This is a genomic window from Hymenobacter sp. BRD67 (assembly GCF_013256425.1).
Classification (GTDB): domain Bacteria; phylum Bacteroidota; class Bacteroidia; order Cytophagales; family Hymenobacteraceae; genus Hymenobacter.
Genome location: NZ_CP053904.1, coordinates 2,651,362 through 2,669,059, shown reverse-complemented (window position 1 = coordinate 2,669,059; position 17,698 = coordinate 2,651,362). Strand labels below are relative to the sequence as shown.

At 59.5% G+C, this 17,698-nt stretch carries 15 protein-coding genes and 1 pseudogene; 15 read left to right on the top strand and 1 reads right to left on the bottom strand.

All coding sequences use genetic code 11. The features are described from left to right. Positions 1 to 60: 60 nt before the first annotated feature. A complete protein-coding gene (locus GKZ67_RS12430) occupies positions 61 to 369 on the bottom strand; it encodes a cupin domain-containing protein (protein WP_173242714.1) in 309 nt (102 codons plus the stop codon). A gap of 263 nt (positions 370 to 632) precedes the next feature. On the opposite strand from GKZ67_RS12430, the gene GKZ67_RS12425 reads away from it, so the two are divergent. From GKZ67_RS12425 to hydA, 15 genes and pseudogenes are all read left to right on the top strand, one after another. Beyond that, the gene (locus GKZ67_RS12425) at positions 633 to 1,388 is read left to right on the top strand and encodes a serine O-acetyltransferase (RefSeq protein ID WP_254244794.1); all 756 of its coding nucleotides are present in this window, start codon (positions 633 to 635) and stop codon (positions 1,386 to 1,388) included. Between the two features lie 127 nt (positions 1,389 to 1,515). Continuing rightward, a complete protein-coding gene (cysK, locus tag GKZ67_RS12420; protein WP_173242712.1) occupies positions 1,516 to 2,439 on the top strand; it encodes a cysteine synthase A in 924 nt (307 codons plus the stop codon). A 90-nt stretch (positions 2,440 to 2,529) separates the two neighbouring features. Continuing rightward, positions 2,530 to 2,799, top strand: a complete 270-nt coding sequence (locus tag GKZ67_RS12415) for a hypothetical protein (protein ID WP_173242711.1) — start codon at positions 2,530 to 2,532, stop codon at positions 2,797 to 2,799. Continuing rightward, entirely contained in the window at positions 2,742 to 3,308 is a 567-nt protein-coding gene (locus GKZ67_RS12410) for a hypothetical protein (protein ID WP_173242709.1), read from the top strand. The genes GKZ67_RS12415 and GKZ67_RS12410 overlap by 58 nt, the downstream gene beginning before the upstream one ends. 91 nt (positions 3,309 to 3,399) lie before the next feature. After that, positions 3,400 to 4,166: pseudogene (tpiA, locus tag GKZ67_RS12405) on the top strand (triose-phosphate isomerase). Positions 4,167 to 4,422: 256 nt separating this feature from the next. Further along, complete coding sequence (locus GKZ67_RS12400; RefSeq protein ID WP_217278590.1) at positions 4,423 to 4,632, top strand: DUF6150 family protein; 210 nt, start codon at positions 4,423 to 4,425, stop codon at positions 4,630 to 4,632. 192 nt (positions 4,633 to 4,824) lie between these two features. After that, the gene (prmA, locus tag GKZ67_RS12395; RefSeq protein ID WP_254244793.1) at positions 4,825 to 5,607 is read left to right on the top strand and encodes a 50S ribosomal protein L11 methyltransferase; all 783 of its coding nucleotides are present in this window, start codon (positions 4,825 to 4,827) and stop codon (positions 5,605 to 5,607) included. A gap of 59 nt (positions 5,608 to 5,666) precedes the next feature. Then, a complete protein-coding gene (locus tag GKZ67_RS12390; RefSeq protein WP_173240516.1) occupies positions 5,667 to 8,579 on the top strand; it encodes a hypothetical protein in 2,913 nt (970 codons plus the stop codon). 262 nt (positions 8,580 to 8,841) lie between these two features. Beyond that, complete coding sequence (locus GKZ67_RS12385; protein WP_173242707.1) at positions 8,842 to 11,397, top strand: hypothetical protein; 2,556 nt, start codon at positions 8,842 to 8,844, stop codon at positions 11,395 to 11,397. 46 nt (positions 11,398 to 11,443) lie between these two features. Continuing rightward, a complete protein-coding gene (plsY, locus tag GKZ67_RS12380) occupies positions 11,444 to 12,082 on the top strand; it encodes a glycerol-3-phosphate 1-O-acyltransferase PlsY (RefSeq protein ID WP_173242705.1) in 639 nt (212 codons plus the stop codon). 6 nt (positions 12,083 to 12,088) lie between these two features. Continuing rightward, positions 12,089 to 12,364, top strand: a complete 276-nt coding sequence (locus tag GKZ67_RS12375; RefSeq protein WP_173242703.1) for a hypothetical protein — start codon at positions 12,089 to 12,091, stop codon at positions 12,362 to 12,364. Between the two features lie 10 nt (positions 12,365 to 12,374). After that, on the top strand, positions 12,375 to 12,941 hold the full coding sequence (locus GKZ67_RS12370) for a GNAT family N-acetyltransferase (protein ID WP_173242701.1): 567 nt from the start codon (positions 12,375 to 12,377) through the stop codon (positions 12,939 to 12,941). Positions 12,942 to 13,068: 127 nt separating this feature from the next. Beyond that, the gene (locus GKZ67_RS12365) at positions 13,069 to 14,541 is read left to right on the top strand and encodes a CoA-acylating methylmalonate-semialdehyde dehydrogenase (protein ID WP_254244792.1); all 1,473 of its coding nucleotides are present in this window, start codon (positions 13,069 to 13,071) and stop codon (positions 14,539 to 14,541) included. 184 nt (positions 14,542 to 14,725) lie between these two features. After that, the gene (locus tag GKZ67_RS12360) at positions 14,726 to 16,078 is read left to right on the top strand and encodes an aminotransferase class III-fold pyridoxal phosphate-dependent enzyme (protein WP_173242699.1); all 1,353 of its coding nucleotides are present in this window, start codon (positions 14,726 to 14,728) and stop codon (positions 16,076 to 16,078) included. Between the two features lie 133 nt (positions 16,079 to 16,211). Beyond that, a complete protein-coding gene (hydA, locus tag GKZ67_RS12355) occupies positions 16,212 to 17,588 on the top strand; it encodes a dihydropyrimidinase (RefSeq protein WP_173242697.1) in 1,377 nt (458 codons plus the stop codon). The last annotated feature ends 110 nt before the right edge of the window (positions 17,589 to 17,698 follow it).

Genomic DNA, 17,698 nt, shown 5'->3' with positions numbered 1-17,698 from the left:
GCTCGTTTGCCGCCAATCAGGCTCCGGGTGGGTACTACGCTCCACCCGGAGCCAGCCTGCTTACCTGGCTGGAGGCGAAGTAGCTTCCAGCGCCGAAAATGTTTCCAGAATTTTATAGGTGTGCGACACGCCCTGGGGCACGAGGTAGGAGGAGCCGGCTTCCAGAGCAGTTACCTGGCCTTCGAGGTGCAGCTCGGCGCGGCCTTTCAGCACGTACCCGACCGTTTCGTAGGGCTTGCTGCTGAGCGGTTTGGGCGCACCGGGCTCTTCGTTTTCCCACAGGCGCAGAGCTACGTGCTGACCGGCGGCCAGGTGCTGGGATCCGTCGGGAGCGGTTGTTGAGGAAGTCGGGTGGTTGGTAGTAGACATAAGGAAAAGCTGGAAAATGAGGAAGATGCCCGTTGGTAGCTGCTAACGGCCACTGCGGCCGGGTGGTTGTGCCGCGGCCAGCTTAAAACCTTCGGCGTGGGCGCCCGGTTAAGAAGCCCAGGCCCGGCCGATATTCAGGCTTGTCGGCTGTTTTTGGACTTTACCCATACTACTCCCGTGTCTGCCGCTGCCCTCGAAACGTTTGCTGAGCAATTGGCGCGGGCGCACGCGGCCGTGCCCACGGCCCTGCCAGGGCCGGCCTTTTGTGCACTAGCCGAGCAGGTGCTGGCAGTGCTTTTTCCGGAGCGCGCCGCCCGGCCCTGGCCGGCACCGATGCCGTTGCGGCTACGCTCTACCACTTGCAGGCCGAGCTGGCCGAGCTGCTGGCGCAGGTGCCCGGCCTGCCCGGCGCGCCCGGTACGCTTGCCAGTGCCTGCTTTGAGGGGTTGCCGGCCCTGCGGGAAGCCCTGCTGCGCGATGCCGAAGCCACGTTGGCCGCCGACCCTGCCGCCCAGAGTATTGCCGAGATTCTGACTACTTACCCTGGCTTTTATGCTACGGCGCTGCACCGGCTGGCGCATGCCCTGCACCAGCGCGGCGTGCCGCGCCTGCCACGCCTGCTGAGCGAGTATGCGCACCAGCGCACGGGCATCGACATCCACCCGGGGGCGCGCATTGGGGTGGCATTTTGCATCGACCACGGTACGGGCATCGTAATTGGTGAAACGGCCGAGATTGGCGCACACGTGCAGATTTATCAGGGCGTTACGCTGGGAGCACTCAGCGTAGCCAAGACCCTGCAGGGCCTCAAGCGGCACCCAACCATTGAAGACCACGTGGTGGTATATGCAAACGCCACGATATTAGGGGGCAATACCGTTATTGGTCCGCACAGTATTATTGGCGGCAACGTGTGGCTGACCGAGAGTGTGCCCTCGCACTCGCGGGTATACCACCGGGCGCAGCTCCACATGGCCCGGCAAGACGACCCGGCCGGCGAGCTGATATTTTCGATTTAAGCTTACTATCAGTTACTCGTTGCCAGTTGTCAGGCTGCTTACGAGTTGGTTTCATCCAAAACTGTTCGCAAGCTCTTTAAAAACCTGACAATTGTCAATAAACAACTGACAACCAAACCAATCAAAAATGAAAGCCACTTCCATCCTCGACGTCATCGGCAACACGCCGCTGGTCAAACTCAACAAGCTATTTGCCGCCGAGCGCCCCGATGTGGAGGTGTGGGTGAAACTGGAACGCCAGAACCCCGGCGGCTCCATCAAAGACCGCATCGCGCTGAGCATGATTGAGCAGGCCGAAAAAGACGGTATCCTCACCAAAGACAGCCTCATTGTGGAGCCCACCTCCGGCAATACGGGCGTGGGTCTGGCGATGGTAGCAGCCGTGAAAGGCTACAAGCTTACCCTGGTAATGCCCGAAAGCATGAGCATAGAGCGCCGCCGCCTGATGTCGGCCTACGGCGCACAGCTGGAGCTGACTCCGCGCGAAGGCGGCATGAAGGCCGCCATTGCCAAGGCCCAGGAAATAGTAGCCAGCACGCCCGGCGCCTGGATGCCGATGCAGTTCTCGAACCCGGCCAACATCCGGATTCATGCCGAAACCACGGCCCAGGAAATTTTGCGCGACATGCCCGGCGGCTTCGACTTCCACATTACCGGCGTGGGTACTGGCGGCCACATCACGGGCGTAACCGAGGTGCTCAAGCCGCTGTTTCCCCACATGAAAACATTTGCGGTTGAGCCCGAGCTGTCGGCCGTTATCAGTGGGGGCGCGCCGGGGCCGCACCCCATTCAGGGCCTGGCAGCGGGCTTTATTCCCGAAAACCTGCACACGGCCATTCTCGACGGTACCATTCAGATAAGCCGCGACGAAGCGTTTGAGATGACGCGCCGGGCCGCCAAGGAGGAAGGCATTCTGTGCGGCATCTCGTCGGGGGCGTCGCTGGCGGCAGTAGCCAAAAAGCTGAGCGAAGTGCCCCAGGGCGGCAAGGTGCTTACCTTCTGCTACGACACCGGCGAGCGGTACCTGTCGGTCGAAGGGCTGTTTGTGTAATAATCATAGTAAAAATACTATATTATAAAGAGCGTCGGGTCCGGTTTGCCGTGGCCCGGCGCTCTTGCTGTTTTTAGCGTATTTCACGGCATGAATAGCGATGTTCCGCAAGTCGGGGCCAGCCGCCTGTGGCGCTGGCTGTTGCCGGCTGCCGTAGTAGCTTGCCTCTACGTCAACTACTTATATAATGCCCACCCGCCGGCCGGGGCGCTCAGCAACGGCGCTATGTCAGCGCGGCATCCTACGCTGCTGACGCCGGCCGGCTATGCGTTTAGTATCTGGGGTATTATTTTCTCGGGCTGGTGGGGTATACGGTCTGGCAACTGCTGCCCCGGCAGCGAGAGGCGCTGCTGCCGCTGAGAATCAATGCGCTGCTGACGTGGGCGGTGCTGGCTACTACGGGCTGGACGCTGGTATTCAGCTATGAGCTTATCAGCGCCAGCCTTACCCTGATGCTGCTCATTCTGCTGCTGCTGGCGCAGGCGTATGGCCGCGCCAGGGCATTGGTGCTGGCCGGCCAGGCCCCGGCCTGGCCGGTGTGGTTCCTGAGCTTTTACCTGGGCTGGATACTACTGGCTACGGTGCTCAACGTCATCTTCGCCCTGCGCGACGGATTTGGGTGGCAGTGGTCGGCCGAGGCGAGCCGGGTGGGTTGCTACGTGCTGCTGGTGGTAGCGGCCGGCCTGGGAGTAGCGCTGGCCTGGCGCCACCGTGATGCGCTGCTGCCGCTGCCCGTTGCCTGGGGCCTGATAGGTACCTGGCAGGCACAGCACATCGCTGAAGCGGGCCTGGCTACGGCATCTTTGGCCGCGGCCGCAGTGCTGCTGGCAGGTGCTGCTGTGGTAGCCTGGCAATCGCGGCCGGCGTAGCGCTGGCCGGGCCGCCGCCACTCCGTTACTTTTGTGGCGGCCCAGCGTGGGCTGCTCCCTATCTATTTAGCATCTACTTAGCTTTCTTCTAATGCGCCAGAACTTCGTTGCCGGCAACTGGAAAATGAACCTCACCCTGCCCGAAGCGCAGGCCCTGACTTCCGAAATCGTACAAATGCTGCACGATGAGCCGACCAGCGTGCCAGCTCCGCAGGTGGTGCTCTGCCCGCCGTTTCCGCTGCTGCTGGCCGTGGGCCGCCTGTTGGGCGAAAGCGGCAACCCCGCGCTGGGTGCCCAGAACTTTCACGAGAAGGAAAGCGGCGCTTACACCGGAGAGGTGTCGGCGCGGCAGCTGCACTCGGTGGGCTGCCAGTACGTTATCCTGGGTCACTCAGAGCGTCGGCAGCACTTTCGCGAAGACGATGCTCTGCTGGCCCAGAAGCTGAAAACTGCCCTGGCGGCCGGCCTTAAGCCCATTTTTTGCGTGGGCGAAAGCCTCGAAACCCGTGAGGCCAACGAAACTTTCGACTTTATCGGCCAGCAGCTGGCGGCCGGCCTGTTTCATAGCAGCAAAGAGGAGCTGGGCCAGGTAGTAATTGCCTACGAGCCCATCTGGGCCATTGGCACGGGCCGCACGGCCAGCAGCCAGCAGGCCCAGGAGGTGCATGCTTTCATCCGGGGCAGGTGGCGGCCGCCTACGATGCTCAGGTGGCAGCTGATACCACTATTTTATATGGGGGCTCGTGCAACGCTCAGAACGCCCGCGAGCTCTTCAGTCAGCCCGACGTCGATGGTGGCCTCATCGGCGGTGCCTCGCTGAAGTCGCGCGACTTTGTGGAGATTATTAAATCATTCTAGCCTGCCACGGCGCGAAGAATGAATTGTATTTTAGGCCGAATCTTTGCCTGGTAGCCGGCCTTGGGCCGGGCCGGGCCGGCCGCCTCACTTTTCCCTAACTTCTTGCCGCTGTGTTGTCGCTGCTCCTTTCTTTTCTGCTGTGGGTACTGCCGGCCGGCCGGGTTGCGCCGCACCCGCTTGGCTCGGTTGACCCTGTAAAATCTACGGCTCGGTTTACCTCGAAACCGACCCGAACCGTGCCAACAACTGTTTTGCCGTGGTGTACATCGAGCCCGAGCAGGCTTTTGCCGACCTGCTGGTTTTCAACGAGACAAACAAGCTTTTTGCTGACAAAGCTGGCCTGTGGTGCCCATCCGAAAACCGCGAGTTTGCCGATTACACCTTGTTTGTGACGGCTGACCGCAGCCGCGCCGACTTTGCCATTCACTACACCAAAGTGCGCTCGTTTGCAGGTTGTAAAGAATAAGTATAGGGAATAATTAATATAAAAGCCGCCGGTAGCTGCCGGCGGCTTTCGCAGGTTGGGTCGGTAGCTCAAAAAGCTAGGTGAAGTCTAACCGCACATTTTCTGCGAACTTTGCAGCCGGTACTATTTATACCGATTGCTAAAAATGGATTTTATTGAACTGACCGTGCAGGCTCCCGCGAGCTGGCCGACATGCTGGTAGCCGAGCTGGGCGAAGTAGGTTTCGACACGTTTGAGGATAACGACGCCGGCTTTTGCGCCTACACTACCGAAGACGCATTTGACCGCGACGCCGTAGCCGAGATTATGAGCCGCTACGAAGGCATTGGCGAGCTGGCTTATGCTGACCGCGTGATTACCCGCCAGAACTGGAATGCCGAGTGGGAAAAGAACTTTCAGCCGCTCATCATTGCCGGGCGGGTGTCGGTGCGGGCGCCGTTTCACCCGCAGCCCGAGGGGCTGGCCTACGATATTGAGATAATGCCGCGCATGTCGTTTGGCACCGGCCACCACGAAACAACGGCGCTGATGATTGAGAATCAGCTCGATATAGACCACCAGGGCAAGCGCGTGCTGGATATGGGCTGCGGCACCGGCATTCTGGCCATAATGGCCGAGAAGCTGGGCGCGCGCCAGGTGCTGGCCGTAGATGTAGAGCCCTGGACCGTGGAAAACGCCCGCGACAACGCCGCCGAAAACCACTGCCACACCATTGAGTGCCGCCTGGGTGGCGTCGAAACCCTGGCCGAAGAAGCTCCCTTCGACCTCATTCTGGCCAATATCAACCGCAACGTATTGCTGGAAGATATGCACGAGTATGCCCGCTTACTGCCCGTTGGGAAACCAATTTTGTTCAGCGGGTTTTACGAGGAAGATTTACCTAAAATAACGGCCGAGGCTACCCGCCAGGGGCTGCGCTATGAGCGGCACCGTACGCTACGTAGCTGGGTATCGGCTATTTTCACGAAATTGTAAGCTGCTCCGGTACTTGCCGGGGACGACCTGCCGGCCGCCCGCGGCCTTTGCCTGACCTTATGAAGCGACTGCTCGCCGCCTTTTTCTGCCTCGCTTTTCCGCTGCTGCCCGCCCGGGCGCAGACTGCCAAGCCCGCCGCCCCGCCCGCCGCCCCGCCCGCGGCCAAGCCAGCCGCGCCGCCGGCTACGCCGCCCACCGATGGCCGCGTGGCCGGCGAAGTGCGCCCCGGCCAGGTGGCAGTGCAGCGCTACACGGGCCACCTCTCCGCCGACCCGGCCCAGTTTATCATCGATGTGCGCACGATGATGCTGGCTACCAACAATGCGGGAGCCCGGGCGCTGGGCGACCAGCTGCGCCAGCTTTGGGGCAGCAACACGCTTACGGCCAGCCAGCAGTCGGCCATCGCGGCCCTGTCGCAGAAGATACTCGATAAGAAGATGCGGCCTATTCCGCACCTGACGGCCTTTTACAGCGCTATTATCGGCGGCAAAACCAAAGCCGGCCTCAACGATACGCAGCTCGACCAATATATCGACGCGGTAAGCCAGTCGGTAGAAAAAGACCCGGTTCCCGAAGCGGAAAAATACCTGATGATGACGACCCGCGTGCTAAACGGCGGCTACCTCTACCGCTCGGGTTTTAACGCGCTGCGGGCCGTGGGCGGCCAGCTGTCGTTTGCCTACAAAGCGCCCGCTGCCGTTGACCCCAATGCCTCGTTTGGCAGCGCTCCGGCCCCGAAGCCTGCCGAGCTGCCCGCTGCCAAGCCGGCTGCCGTGGCCAAGCCTAAGGCGAAACCCAAGCCGGCAGTAAAGAAAAAGCGGGCCAGCGACGGCTGGGACACTGCCGATATGTGGAATACCTCCAGCAGCAAGGCCAGCAAAAATGACGGCTGGAGCAGCGCCAACGACGGCTGGGGGGCGCCCATTGTCAGTTCCAAAAAGAAAGCAGCCAACGATGGCTGGGGCGCACCTGCCGACGACGGCTGGGGCACGCCCAGGAAAAAAGCGCCCGTCAAGGCGACGGCCAAGACGGCTGCCAAACCGGCTGCCAAGCCCGTAGCCAAAACCAGCACGCCTGCCCCCAGCGCGGCCGACTTCGAGCAGGCCAGCCAGCCGTTTGTGCCATCGGCCAGCGCGGCCTACGATGCGTATTACCCGCCCGCCATTAGTGGGCCGGTACTGGAGCTGAAAGACGCTGACCTGGTAATGCGTACCGCCAGCGACTCTATCGTTATGCACAAGGTGAGCGGTACGGCGGCCACGCTGGGCAGCCACTTTGTAGGAACCGGCGGGCAGGTAGCCTGGACGATAAAAGGCAACCCCGTAACGGCCGACCTGACTGGCTTCGACTTCGACCTGAGCAAGCCCGAGTTTACGGCGCAGCCCGTTACGCTTACCTACGCCGCCCGGCTCGAAGCCCCTGTAAAAGGTGCCCTCAGCTACAAAAGCGTGCGCCGTAAGCCCGGCGCTACCGAGAGCAGCTACCCGCGCTTTATCTCGCTTACCAACGACGTTCGGGTGAAGGATATCGGGCCCGGCATTACCTACCAGGGCGGGCTGTCGCTGGCGGGCAGTAGTATGCTGTCGGCCTCGCTCGACGGCTCGGTTTCGCACCTGCTGGTGCGCCAGGACAACAAGCTGCGCTTCCGCTCCAACTCGCGCAACTTTGTGCTCGGCGACTCGGTCATCACGGCCGGCCAGGCCGCAGTGTCCCTTTACCAAAGCACCGGCGACTCCATCACCCATCCGGGAGTGGAGCTGAAATATTTGAAAAACAAGGAGCAGCTGAAGCTGCTCTACGGCCAGGGCCTTTACCGCAATGCGCCGTATTCCGACTCGTACCACCAGGTCGATATCCGGGCGCAGATGCTGACCTGGAACCTGCGCGAGCCGAAGATGGACTTCAGCATCGTGACTTCTCCCACCCAGGTTTCGGCCGATTTTGAGAGCAAGGATTTCTTTTCCAATACCCGCTACCAGCAGCTCAAGAGTATCAACCACCTGCACCCCCTGCAAATGCTGCTGGGCTACAGCATCACCCACGGCCACGGCGACGTGCTTAATGTGCACGATGTAGCGGTAGCCACCAATACCTCCGAAGCCAACCTGCGCTCAGCAATCGGCGGCCTCGCCCGCGATGGCTACGTAGATGTGCGGCCTCAGACCGGCGAGGTAGTGCTGCTGCGCAAAGCCCGGCACTACGTGGGGGCTGCCCGCGAAAAGAAAGATTATGACCATATTAATATAAAGTCATTGAGTGGCTCGGGGCGGAGTGCTACGCTCAACATGAACTCCAACCAGCTGGTGTTGCGGGGTGTAAAGCAGTTTAGCTTCTCCGACGACTCAGCGGCCGTGTTTGTGCAGCCCGATAGCGGCACGGTACGCATGGAGCGCAACCGCAACATGAAATTTGGCGGCCGGGTAAAAACCTCGGTTTATGGCTTTAAAGGGCGCGATTATCAATTCGATTACGACGGCTATTACATCGATATGCCCCGCATCGACTCGCTGACTATCCGCAACAAGCGCAAAAAGGCAACCGGCAAAAACACCGCGGCCGAAGAGGCGCCGCCCAGCGACTTTGTTCTCACCAACAAAGGCAACTACCAGAGTGGCCGGCTGTACCTCAACGACCCCAAAAACCGCTCGGGCGCAAGAAGATGCCCAAGTACCCGTCGTTTAGCTCAACTTCGGGAGCCTATGTCTACTTCAATAAGCCCGACGTGCTGGGTGGAGCCTACGATTCTACTACCTACTTCGACGTGCCTCCGTTTAGCTTCGACTCGATGGGCACCGGCAAATCGCGGGGCAACTTTGTGGGGGTATTTCACAGTAAGGCCCTACCCCCCATCAAAACGGCGCTTACTACCCAGGAAGATGGCTCGATGGGCTTCGTACACACCGTGCCGACCGGCGGCTATCCTATGTACGGCGGCAAGGGACGCCTGTCGGCCGGCGCGAAGGTGCGGCTAAATAAAGACGGTCTGCAATCAAACGGCACGGTGACGTACCAGGCCGCCACGTTGCAAAGCGACCGGTTTGTGATGTACGGCGACTCGCTCACTGGTGAAGGGAAGGCCGGCGGCATTGCCGCCAGTGCTACCACACCTAAAGTGACGCTGCCGCCTGGCTACCTTATCAACTGGGGGCTCGTAGCGACTCGCTGCACCTGCGTACCCCGCCGGGCGGTGCCTCGGCCAAGGTCTACGCCGACCACACATTTAAGGGCTCACTGTTGCTCACGCCCAAGGTGGTGGGCGGGGCGGGCCGCTTGGACGGTCCGCAGAGCTATGTGCGCTCAGAAAGCTTAGTCTTTACCAACGACTCCTACTCAGGTAAAAAGGCGTTGCTGAGCGTGAAATCGGCCCAAGCTGGCAAGCCTGCCTTGATGGCGAATGAGGTGGACATTTCCTATGACCTCAAGCGCGGCTTTGCTGAATTTAAGCGCGAAGAGGGAAGCAAATCGACCATTGACCTGCCTTATACCGATTTCCGCAGCTCGTTGAGCGAAGGGCGCTGGGATTTCAAAAAGAAGCAGGTAATACTGCGGGCCTCCCGTTCCGACTCGGTCAAATCATACTTTGCCTCCACGCTGCCCGAGCAGAAAGGACTCAAGTTCCGCGCCGGGTCAGCTATCTACGACCTGGCTAAGTATAAGCTGCAGGCCAACAACGTACATCACATTGCTATTGCCGACTCGTGGGTATTACCCGATTCGGGCCGGGTGGTGGTGCTGCCGGGCGGCAGGTTTCAACAGATGAAGAATGCGCGGGTGGTTATGGACTCGGTGACCAAGTTTCACAAGCTCTACCTCGGCGACCTGGTGCTCAAGTCGCGCTACGAGTTTGAGGGCCAGGCAAAATACACGTTCAAGTATGCCAATGGCGATTCGGTCGCGCTGACTTTTAGCGATTTCCGCCCCGACTCGGCCGGGGGCCGGCTCCTAGCCGACGCGGGCGGCAAAAAGAAAGGCGGTTTTCTTAAGAGTCGCAAAACCGGCGATGTGCCTACAAGCGGTAATATTTCCCTGACGGGTGCCGCCAAAGTGCAGGCTAATGATAATTTTAATTTGGCCCCGCGCATCGGCTACCAAGGTGAGGTAACGCTGAACTCGCAGCGGCGTGGGCTGGCCTTTCAGGGCGAGGTAAAGCTCAATTTCAACAAGAATAAGTCGGGAGCCGAATGGGTACCCATGCTCGACACGATAAACCCCAAGAGTATTGCTATTCAATTTGAAAACCCGAAGGGCGAAGATGGAGCCCCGCTCACGGCGGGCCTCCTGATGAGCGATGAGGCGCCGGGTGTTTATCCACTATATTTTGGCTCGCCGGTCAATACCACCGATTATCCCATCTTTAAGGTCGATGGCACCTTGCGCTACGATGCCAAGGCCGGACGCTACTCACTCTCGCGCGCCGACTTAGCCGACCCTAACCAGTACGAAGGTGCGGCACTGACTTTCGACGAAGCCAGCCGCCGGCTCGGCTGGCGCGGGCCATTCAACCCGATTTCGTCCGAAAAGAACTTTACAATAACCGGCGCAGCGGTGGGCACAGGCGCGCCCGACTCCGCAGCCTACCGTATGCAGGCTATGCTAGGCTTTGATATCGTAATGCCGCTAAAAGGTGTCGAAACGATGGCAGCCAATATCGTGAAGCTGACTAAGTCTGCGGGCGAAGCCATTGGTGGTAACCCTAACGACCTCTTCAATATTGGCCAGTTGGGCGGCAATCAGGCGGCCAAGAGCTTTGCCGACCACAAGATGGGAGCCGCCCCGGATGCCCTCCAGAAGCTCTCGCCCAAATTCTTGCGCACGTTGGTCATCAACCACGTAGACCTACGCTGGAACGCCCATGAGCGGGCCTGGTATTCGGTGGGACGCATTGGGCTCGGAGGGGTCGGGAAGCAGCCCTTTAATGCCCTGATGAATGGCATGCTGGAAATAAAGCGGGTGGAAGGCCAGGACTATGTAGAGCTCTACTTGGAGCCTTCGCCGGGTTATTTCTACTATTTTCGCTACGAGAAAGGCGTGTTCGTAACGCAGTCGCTCGATGAGCAATATAATTACGCCATTAGCTCGAAGGCTAAGTACGATTACAGCACAGCTCTAGAATACGGAGCTTTTCTGGGAGCGCTGGATGAGGTAGAAACCTTCCGGACCCGCTTCCGTCGCACGTATTTCAACGAGTCAGCATCCGAAACGATGGCCCGCCGCAAAGCCACGGCCGCTGCCGAGGAAAGGCTTGCCCAGGAAAAAGCCGCTCAGGAAGAGGCGGCAGCCGCTGCTGCCGAAGCCAAGAAAAACAAGAAGCGTAAGCCCGACGAGGCTGCTTCTGACGACACCAATGCCTTCGGCGAGCCCCCTATGGAGGCAGCCAGTAAAAAGAAGAAAAAGAAGGATAACGACCCCTATGGCGACGGCGTTATTACGCCAGCTGCGGCCGAGCCCGCCAAAAAGCCGAAGAAAAAGAAGGATAATGACCCCTTCGCTGAGAGCGACGTGCCGCCGGTGGCTCCAGCTCCTAAGAAGTCTGCCCCAGCACCAGTAGCCCCGGCCCCGGCAGTGGCAAAGCCAGCGCCGGCTGCCGGGGCAAAGCCTGCGGCCGACTCGCTAAAAGCAACTGCACCAGCTACCTCCGTAGAAGCGCCAGCCGCTGCTCCTGTAGAAGCCCCGGTGAAAAAGCAGAAGGCTGATATGCCTGACCCCACGGGCGAGCCTGGCATTGAGCCCGATAGGAAATCCAAGAAAAAGAAGAAGAAGGGTGAGGAAGACCCCTTCGGCGACTCATAAGTAAGCTGCCCCGGAGCCGAGCTCCGGGGCAGCTTACTTTTGCGGCATGCTCTACATTATTCCGGCGCTGCTGGCAGCCTATCTGCTTGGTTCCATCCCAACGGCTTTATGGGTAGGACGGGCATTCTTTAACCTCGCCGACATCCGCGAACACGGCTCCGGCAATGCCGGCGCCACCAATACCTTTCGGGTACTAGGTAAGAAAGCAGGCACGTTTGTGCTGCTCGTTGACGCGTTTAAGGGCTTTGCGGCCGCATACTTCCTGCCCAACTTTCTGCTGAGCCAAGGGCTTATTACGCCCGAAAACCTTTTTTATTATCGGCTGGCCTGCGGTGTGCTGGCGGTAGTAGGCCACATTTATCCGGTGCTGGCGGGCTTCCGGGGCGGCAAGGGCGTAGCCACTATCCTGGGGATGATGCTGGCTATTGCCCCGGCCACGGTGGGCGTGGCACTGCTCGTATTTCTGACCGTACTAAGTACTACGCGCTACGTGTCGCTGAGCAGCATGACGGCCGGCGTTGCCTTTGCCTTTTTGCAGTTTCTACACCTCGACGGCCCCATTCCCTCCCTGCAAATCTGGTTTGGCTTCCTGCTGGCCCTTATGCTTATCTACACCCACCGCGCCAACATCGGCCGCCTGCGCGCCGGCACTGAGAGCCGCGTGCCGCTGTGGGGGAAGCGGTAACACCCTATGGAATTCACCGTCCTCAAAACGCAGCAATTTGAAGATAAACTGCTGGTTATTTACGACTGGATGAAATTTCCCTTTGCCGGCCCTATTCGTAATCTCTACGCTTACAGTGCGGAAGGCGACCGACTTTGGATAGCCGAAGCCAGGCGGCTAGGCGATTTTTACACCGGCTTTGTCGGGGATGGCCGTCTAATAAAAGTTGCTACCTGGGACTGCTTTTGCTGCATCCTTGACCCTGAGACAGGTGAAATAATAAGTAGTGAATGGACTAAATAGCAGGACAGTAATGCCTTCTCCTCAGCTTGTCACCCCCCGCTTGCGGCTCCGCGCCTTCACACTGGCCGATGTGCCGCGCCTCGTAGTCCTGGCTGGTAATTACGAGGTAGCAAAAAATACCCTCAATATCCCGCATCCTTACCTGGAGGAAGATGGCCGCCGCTGGGTACAACTCACCGAGGAAAACTACGTGCAGCAAACCGGCTACGCCTTTGCCATCGAGCTACTGGCTACCGGCGAGCTCATTGGCGGCATCGGCCTCACCGTCGAGCGGCGCTTCGACCGCGCTGAGGTGGGCTACTGGCTGGGCCAGGCCTATTGGGGCCAGGGGCTGGCCAGCGAGGCGCTGGCGGCGCTACTAGGCTTTGGCTTCAAAGAGCTACAGCTGAATAAACTATATGCTACTCATATCGTCAGCAACCCCGCTTCGGGCCGGGTGATGCTGAAAAATGGTATGGTAAAGGAAGGCGAGCTGGTGCAGCATACCAGGCGCGACGGCCAGTACCATGACCTCTGGCAATACCGTATAACCAAGGATGAATACGCGCAGCAAACCCTGGGTATACCGCAGGCATGAAGGAGAGAAACTGCTGATGTTGAAAAAATGCCGCAGCTTTTTTGGAATTTAGCTAAAAAATGTCCGCATTTAGTTTGCATTTCCAAAAAAAACGGTAGCTTGCGCCCCCTAAACCTTCTGGTAATTCATGGAGACGCAAGCTTTGAAGTATCCTGCCATTCGCAACTACGTCGCGGGCCAGCCCATCGATACGCCGGCCGCCGCCCTGCTCGATGTATTCAGCCCGTTGAGCGGAGCCGTTATCTCGGCTATGCCACTGAGCACGGCCGCCGACCTTGATGCGGCAGTTAAAGCCGCGCAGGCTGCCTTCCCGGCCTGGTCGGCCACGCCAATAAAGGAGCGGGTGCAGATATTTTATCGCTACAAAACGCTGCTCGAGCGCGATATGCAGGCCCTGGCCGAGCTGGTGCGCGAGGAAAACGGCAAGACCTTCGACGAAGCCCGCGCCGAAGTCGAAAAGGCCGTGGAGCTGACCGAGTTTGCCTGCTCGCTGCCGCAGCTTGTGCAGGGCGAGTTTCTGGAAGTGAGCAAGGGCGTGGAAGCCCGCGCCGAGCGCAAGCCGCTGGGCGTGGTGGCCAGCATCGCCCCGTTCAACTTCCCCAACATGGTGCCGCACTGGACTATTCCCAACGCGCTGGTGCTCGGCAACTGCCTGATTCTGAAGCCATCCGAAAAAGTGCCGTTGAGCGCCGTCAAAATCGCCGAACTGCTGAAAGAAGCCGGCCTGCCCGACGGCGTGCTCAACGTGGTGAATGGTGATAAAACCATCGTGGAAGCAATATGCGACCACCCCGATATTAAGGCCGTATCGTTTGTCGGTTCTACTCCCATTGCCAAGGTCGTCTACATCCGCGCCACCTCCAACCTGAAGCGCTGCGTGGCGCTGGGCGGCGCCAAAAATCACCTGCTGGTATTGCCCGACGCCCATCCCGAAATGACCGCTTCCAACGTGGCTGCCAGTATGTCGGGCTGCGCGGGTCAGCGCTGCATGGCCGGCTCTACTATGGTGGGCGTGGGCAACGTAGACCACATTGTAAGTAAACTAGTAGAAGAAGCCCGCAAAATTATGCCCGGCAAAAACCTCGGCTCGGTTATCAGCCGCGAGGCCAAAGCGCGCATCGAGCGCTACATCACTGAGGCCGAAGCAGCCGGGGCCAAGGTGCTGCTTGATGGTCGTGGCGCCGTGGTGCCTGGCCACGAAGACGGCTATTACGTCGGCCCCACAGTAATTGATTACGTGACACCCGACATGGCCATTGCCCAGGAAGAAGTGTTCGGCCCGGTGCTGGCCATCCTGCGCACCAAAACGCTGGATGAGGCCCTGGCCATCGAAAATGCCAATCCCTACGGCAACGCTGCCGCCGTTTTCACCCAAAGCGGCAGCCACGCCCGCTACGTAATGGACCACGCCAGCGCCGGCATGATTGGCGTGAACATCGGTGTGCCCGTGCCCCGCGAACCCTTCTCCTTCGGTGGCTGGAACGAGTCGAAATTCGGCGCCTGCGACATCACCGGAAAAAGCTCGATTGAGTTCTGGACCCAATTGAAGAAAACGACTACCAAGTGGAACCCTGAGTCGCGGGTGAACTGGATGAGCTAGCGCAAACAACGCTGGCCGCCGTTTAGCGCAGCGCGTAATGGCAGGCCGCAAAGTGGGGCGAGTTGCTAAACTCGCTTTTGTATACCTGCCGCGAGTGCGGAGACTCGTCACACCCATCGGCCTACTGTTACGCGCTGCGCTAAACGTTGGCCAGCAGTATTTTGAACGATACGTACTGACAATTATGCACCCAACTCTCGACCTCGACCAGCAGCAAATCCTGCACGACAACCTCGACCACACACTGTTTTCGTGGTCGAAACAGGCGGGCCTGAACCCCATCAGTGCCGAGCGCGCGGCGGGCGTGTACCTCTACGACCGCGACGGCAAGCGCTACATCGACTTCTCGTCGCAGCTGATGAATGTGAACATCGGCCACGGCGACCAGCGCGTGACCGAGGCCGTGGCTGCCCAGATGCGCGAGCTGAGCTATGTGTACCCCGGCATGATAACCAAGGCGCGGGGCGACCTGGGCCGCAAGCTGGCCGAGATAACGCCAGCCAACCTCACCAAGGCGTTTTTCACGCTGGGCGGGGCCGAAGCTATTGAAAACGCGATTAAGCTGGCGCGCATCTACACCGGCCGGCACAAGATTGTGTCGCTCTACCAGTCGTTTCACGGCGCGAGCTACGGGGCCATGAGTGTGGGCGGCGACCCGCGCAAGTTTGCCGTCGATAGCCAGGCCATGCCGGGAACGGTGCACGTCGAAAACCCCTATTTCTACCGCTGCCCCTGGTACAGCACCACGCCCGAACAGTGCGCCGAGCGTGCCGCCGACGCTCTGGAGCGAATTATCGGCTACGAAAACCCCGGCAGCGTGGCCGCCATTTTCCTGGAAGGGGAATCGGGGACCTCGGGCTGCATCAAGTACCCGCCCGGCTACTGGAAGCGCGTGCGTGAAGTATGTGATAAATACGATATTCTGCTGGTGGCCGACGAGGTAATGTCGGGTTTTGGCCGCACCGGCAAGTGGTTCGGCTCCGACCACCACGGCGTGAAGGTTGACATTATGTGCATGGCTAAGGGCATCACCGCCGGCTACGTGCCGCTGGGGGCCGTGATGGTCGATGAAGCCATTGCTAAGTCATTTGATAACAAGCCGTTGCCGCTCGGCCTCACGTACTCGGCGCACCCCGTGAGCTGTGCCGCCGCCGTGGCCGTGCTCGACATTTATGAGGAAGACCACCTGCTCGAAAACACCGTCGAGATGGGCTACTACCTCGACGAGCGCGTGGCCGAGCTGATGCAGCAGCACCCCAGCATCGGCGACTGGCGCAACACTGGCCTCTTCGGCTGCCTGGAGCTGGTGAAAAACCGCCAGACCAAAGAGCCGATGGCCCCCTGGAACGCCTCGCCCGACCAGATGACCATCATGAACGAGGTGGCCGCCAAAATCAAGGAGCTGGGTATGTACACCTTCGTGCGCTGGAATTATATTTTCATTGCCCCGCCGCTGTGCATCAATAAGACGGAGCTGGACGAGGGCCTGGCAATTATCTCGGAGGCGCTTAAAATCACGGATGCTGCTTGCCACTAGTCAGTTAGTTAAACAGAATGTTATGCGGAGCTGGCCGAAGCATCTCGCTCGCATTGTTGAACGATTGAATTGCTACCGTGAGCGGGATGCTTCGGCCAGCTCCGCATAACGTTCCTGATTAAGTAAAATCCCCATGTCGATTCTGCTAAAAAACGGCCGTGTTGTCACGGCCGATTCGGACAGTATTTGCGATATTCTGGTCGAAGGCGAAGCCATTGCGGCTATCGGCCGGGGTCTGCCCGCGCCTGAGGGTGTGGCGGTTAACGACTGCACTGGCAAAATGGTGATGCCCGGCGGCATCGACCCGCACGTGCACCTGGAGATGCCGTTTATGGGCACGTTTAGCAGCGATACCTACGAGACCGGCACCCGAGCTGCGCTGCACGGCGGCACCACCACGGTTATCGACTTCATCCTGCAAAAGCAAGGCAGCTCGTTGCGGGCGGCGCTGGACGAATGGCAGGGTAGGGCTACTGGCAATGCCGTGGGCGACTACTCCTTCCACATGGCCGTGACGGATTTTAATCCGAACACGCAGCTGGAAATTGAGGAAATGATTGCCGAAGGCATTACGTCCTTCAAAACCTTCATGGCCTACAAGGGCGCGCTCATGATTGACGACGCGCAGATGGTGGGCCTGATGCAGGAAGTGAAAAAGCACGGCGGCCTCGTAACGGCCCACGCCACCAACGGCGACATGATTGATACCCTCATTGCCCAGCACCGGGCGGCGGGCAAGCTCTCGCCGCTCTACCACTACCTCTCGCAGCCCGAAGTGACGGAGGCCGAAGCCTCGGGCCGCTTCTCCGACATTGCCAACTACACGGGCGTGAACGCCTACATCGTGCACCTCACCTGCCAGGGCGCGCTCAACCAAGTGCGCCGTGCCACCGAGCGCAACCAGCGCGTGCTGGTCGAAACCTGCATTCAGTACCTGTTGCTCGATGCCTCGCTCTATGAGAATGAGGCCGAAGGCGCCAAGTGGGTGATGTCGCCGCCGCTGCGCCAGAAGAAGGACCAGGCTACACTGTGGGCCGGACTCAACCAAGGCCTGGTGCAGGTGGTGGGCACCGACCATTGCCCGTTTCTCTGGGAGCAGAAGCTGCTGGGCAAAGACGACTTTTCGAAGATTCCCAATGGCCATCCAGCCGTGGAGCACCGCTTGGAGCTGCTGTTTTCTGAGGGTGTAAGCAAGGGCCGCATCACCCCGCAGAAGTTTGTGGAAGTGACTTCGACCAATGCGGCCAAAATCTTCGGCATGTTTCCGCGCAAAGGCACCATCAGCATTGGGGCTGACGCCGATTTGGTGATTCTCGACCCGGAGAAAAAGCATACCATTTCGGCCGCCACGCACCACATGAACTGCGATTATTCGGCCTACGAAGGCTGGGAGCTGACTGGCAAAGTCGACACGGTTTTACTGCGCGGCAAAGTAGCCATCGACCGCGGCGAGGCCAAAGTAGGGCGCGGCTACGGGCAGTTTATCCGGCGCGGTAAAACGGCTTTTTAAGCGCAGAGTTTCGCGAAGTGAGCAGAGTCTCGCAGAGTTAATTTGACTTCGTGACTTCGCGAGACTCTGCTCACTTCGCGAAACTCTGCGCTCCCTATTAATTTCTCCAA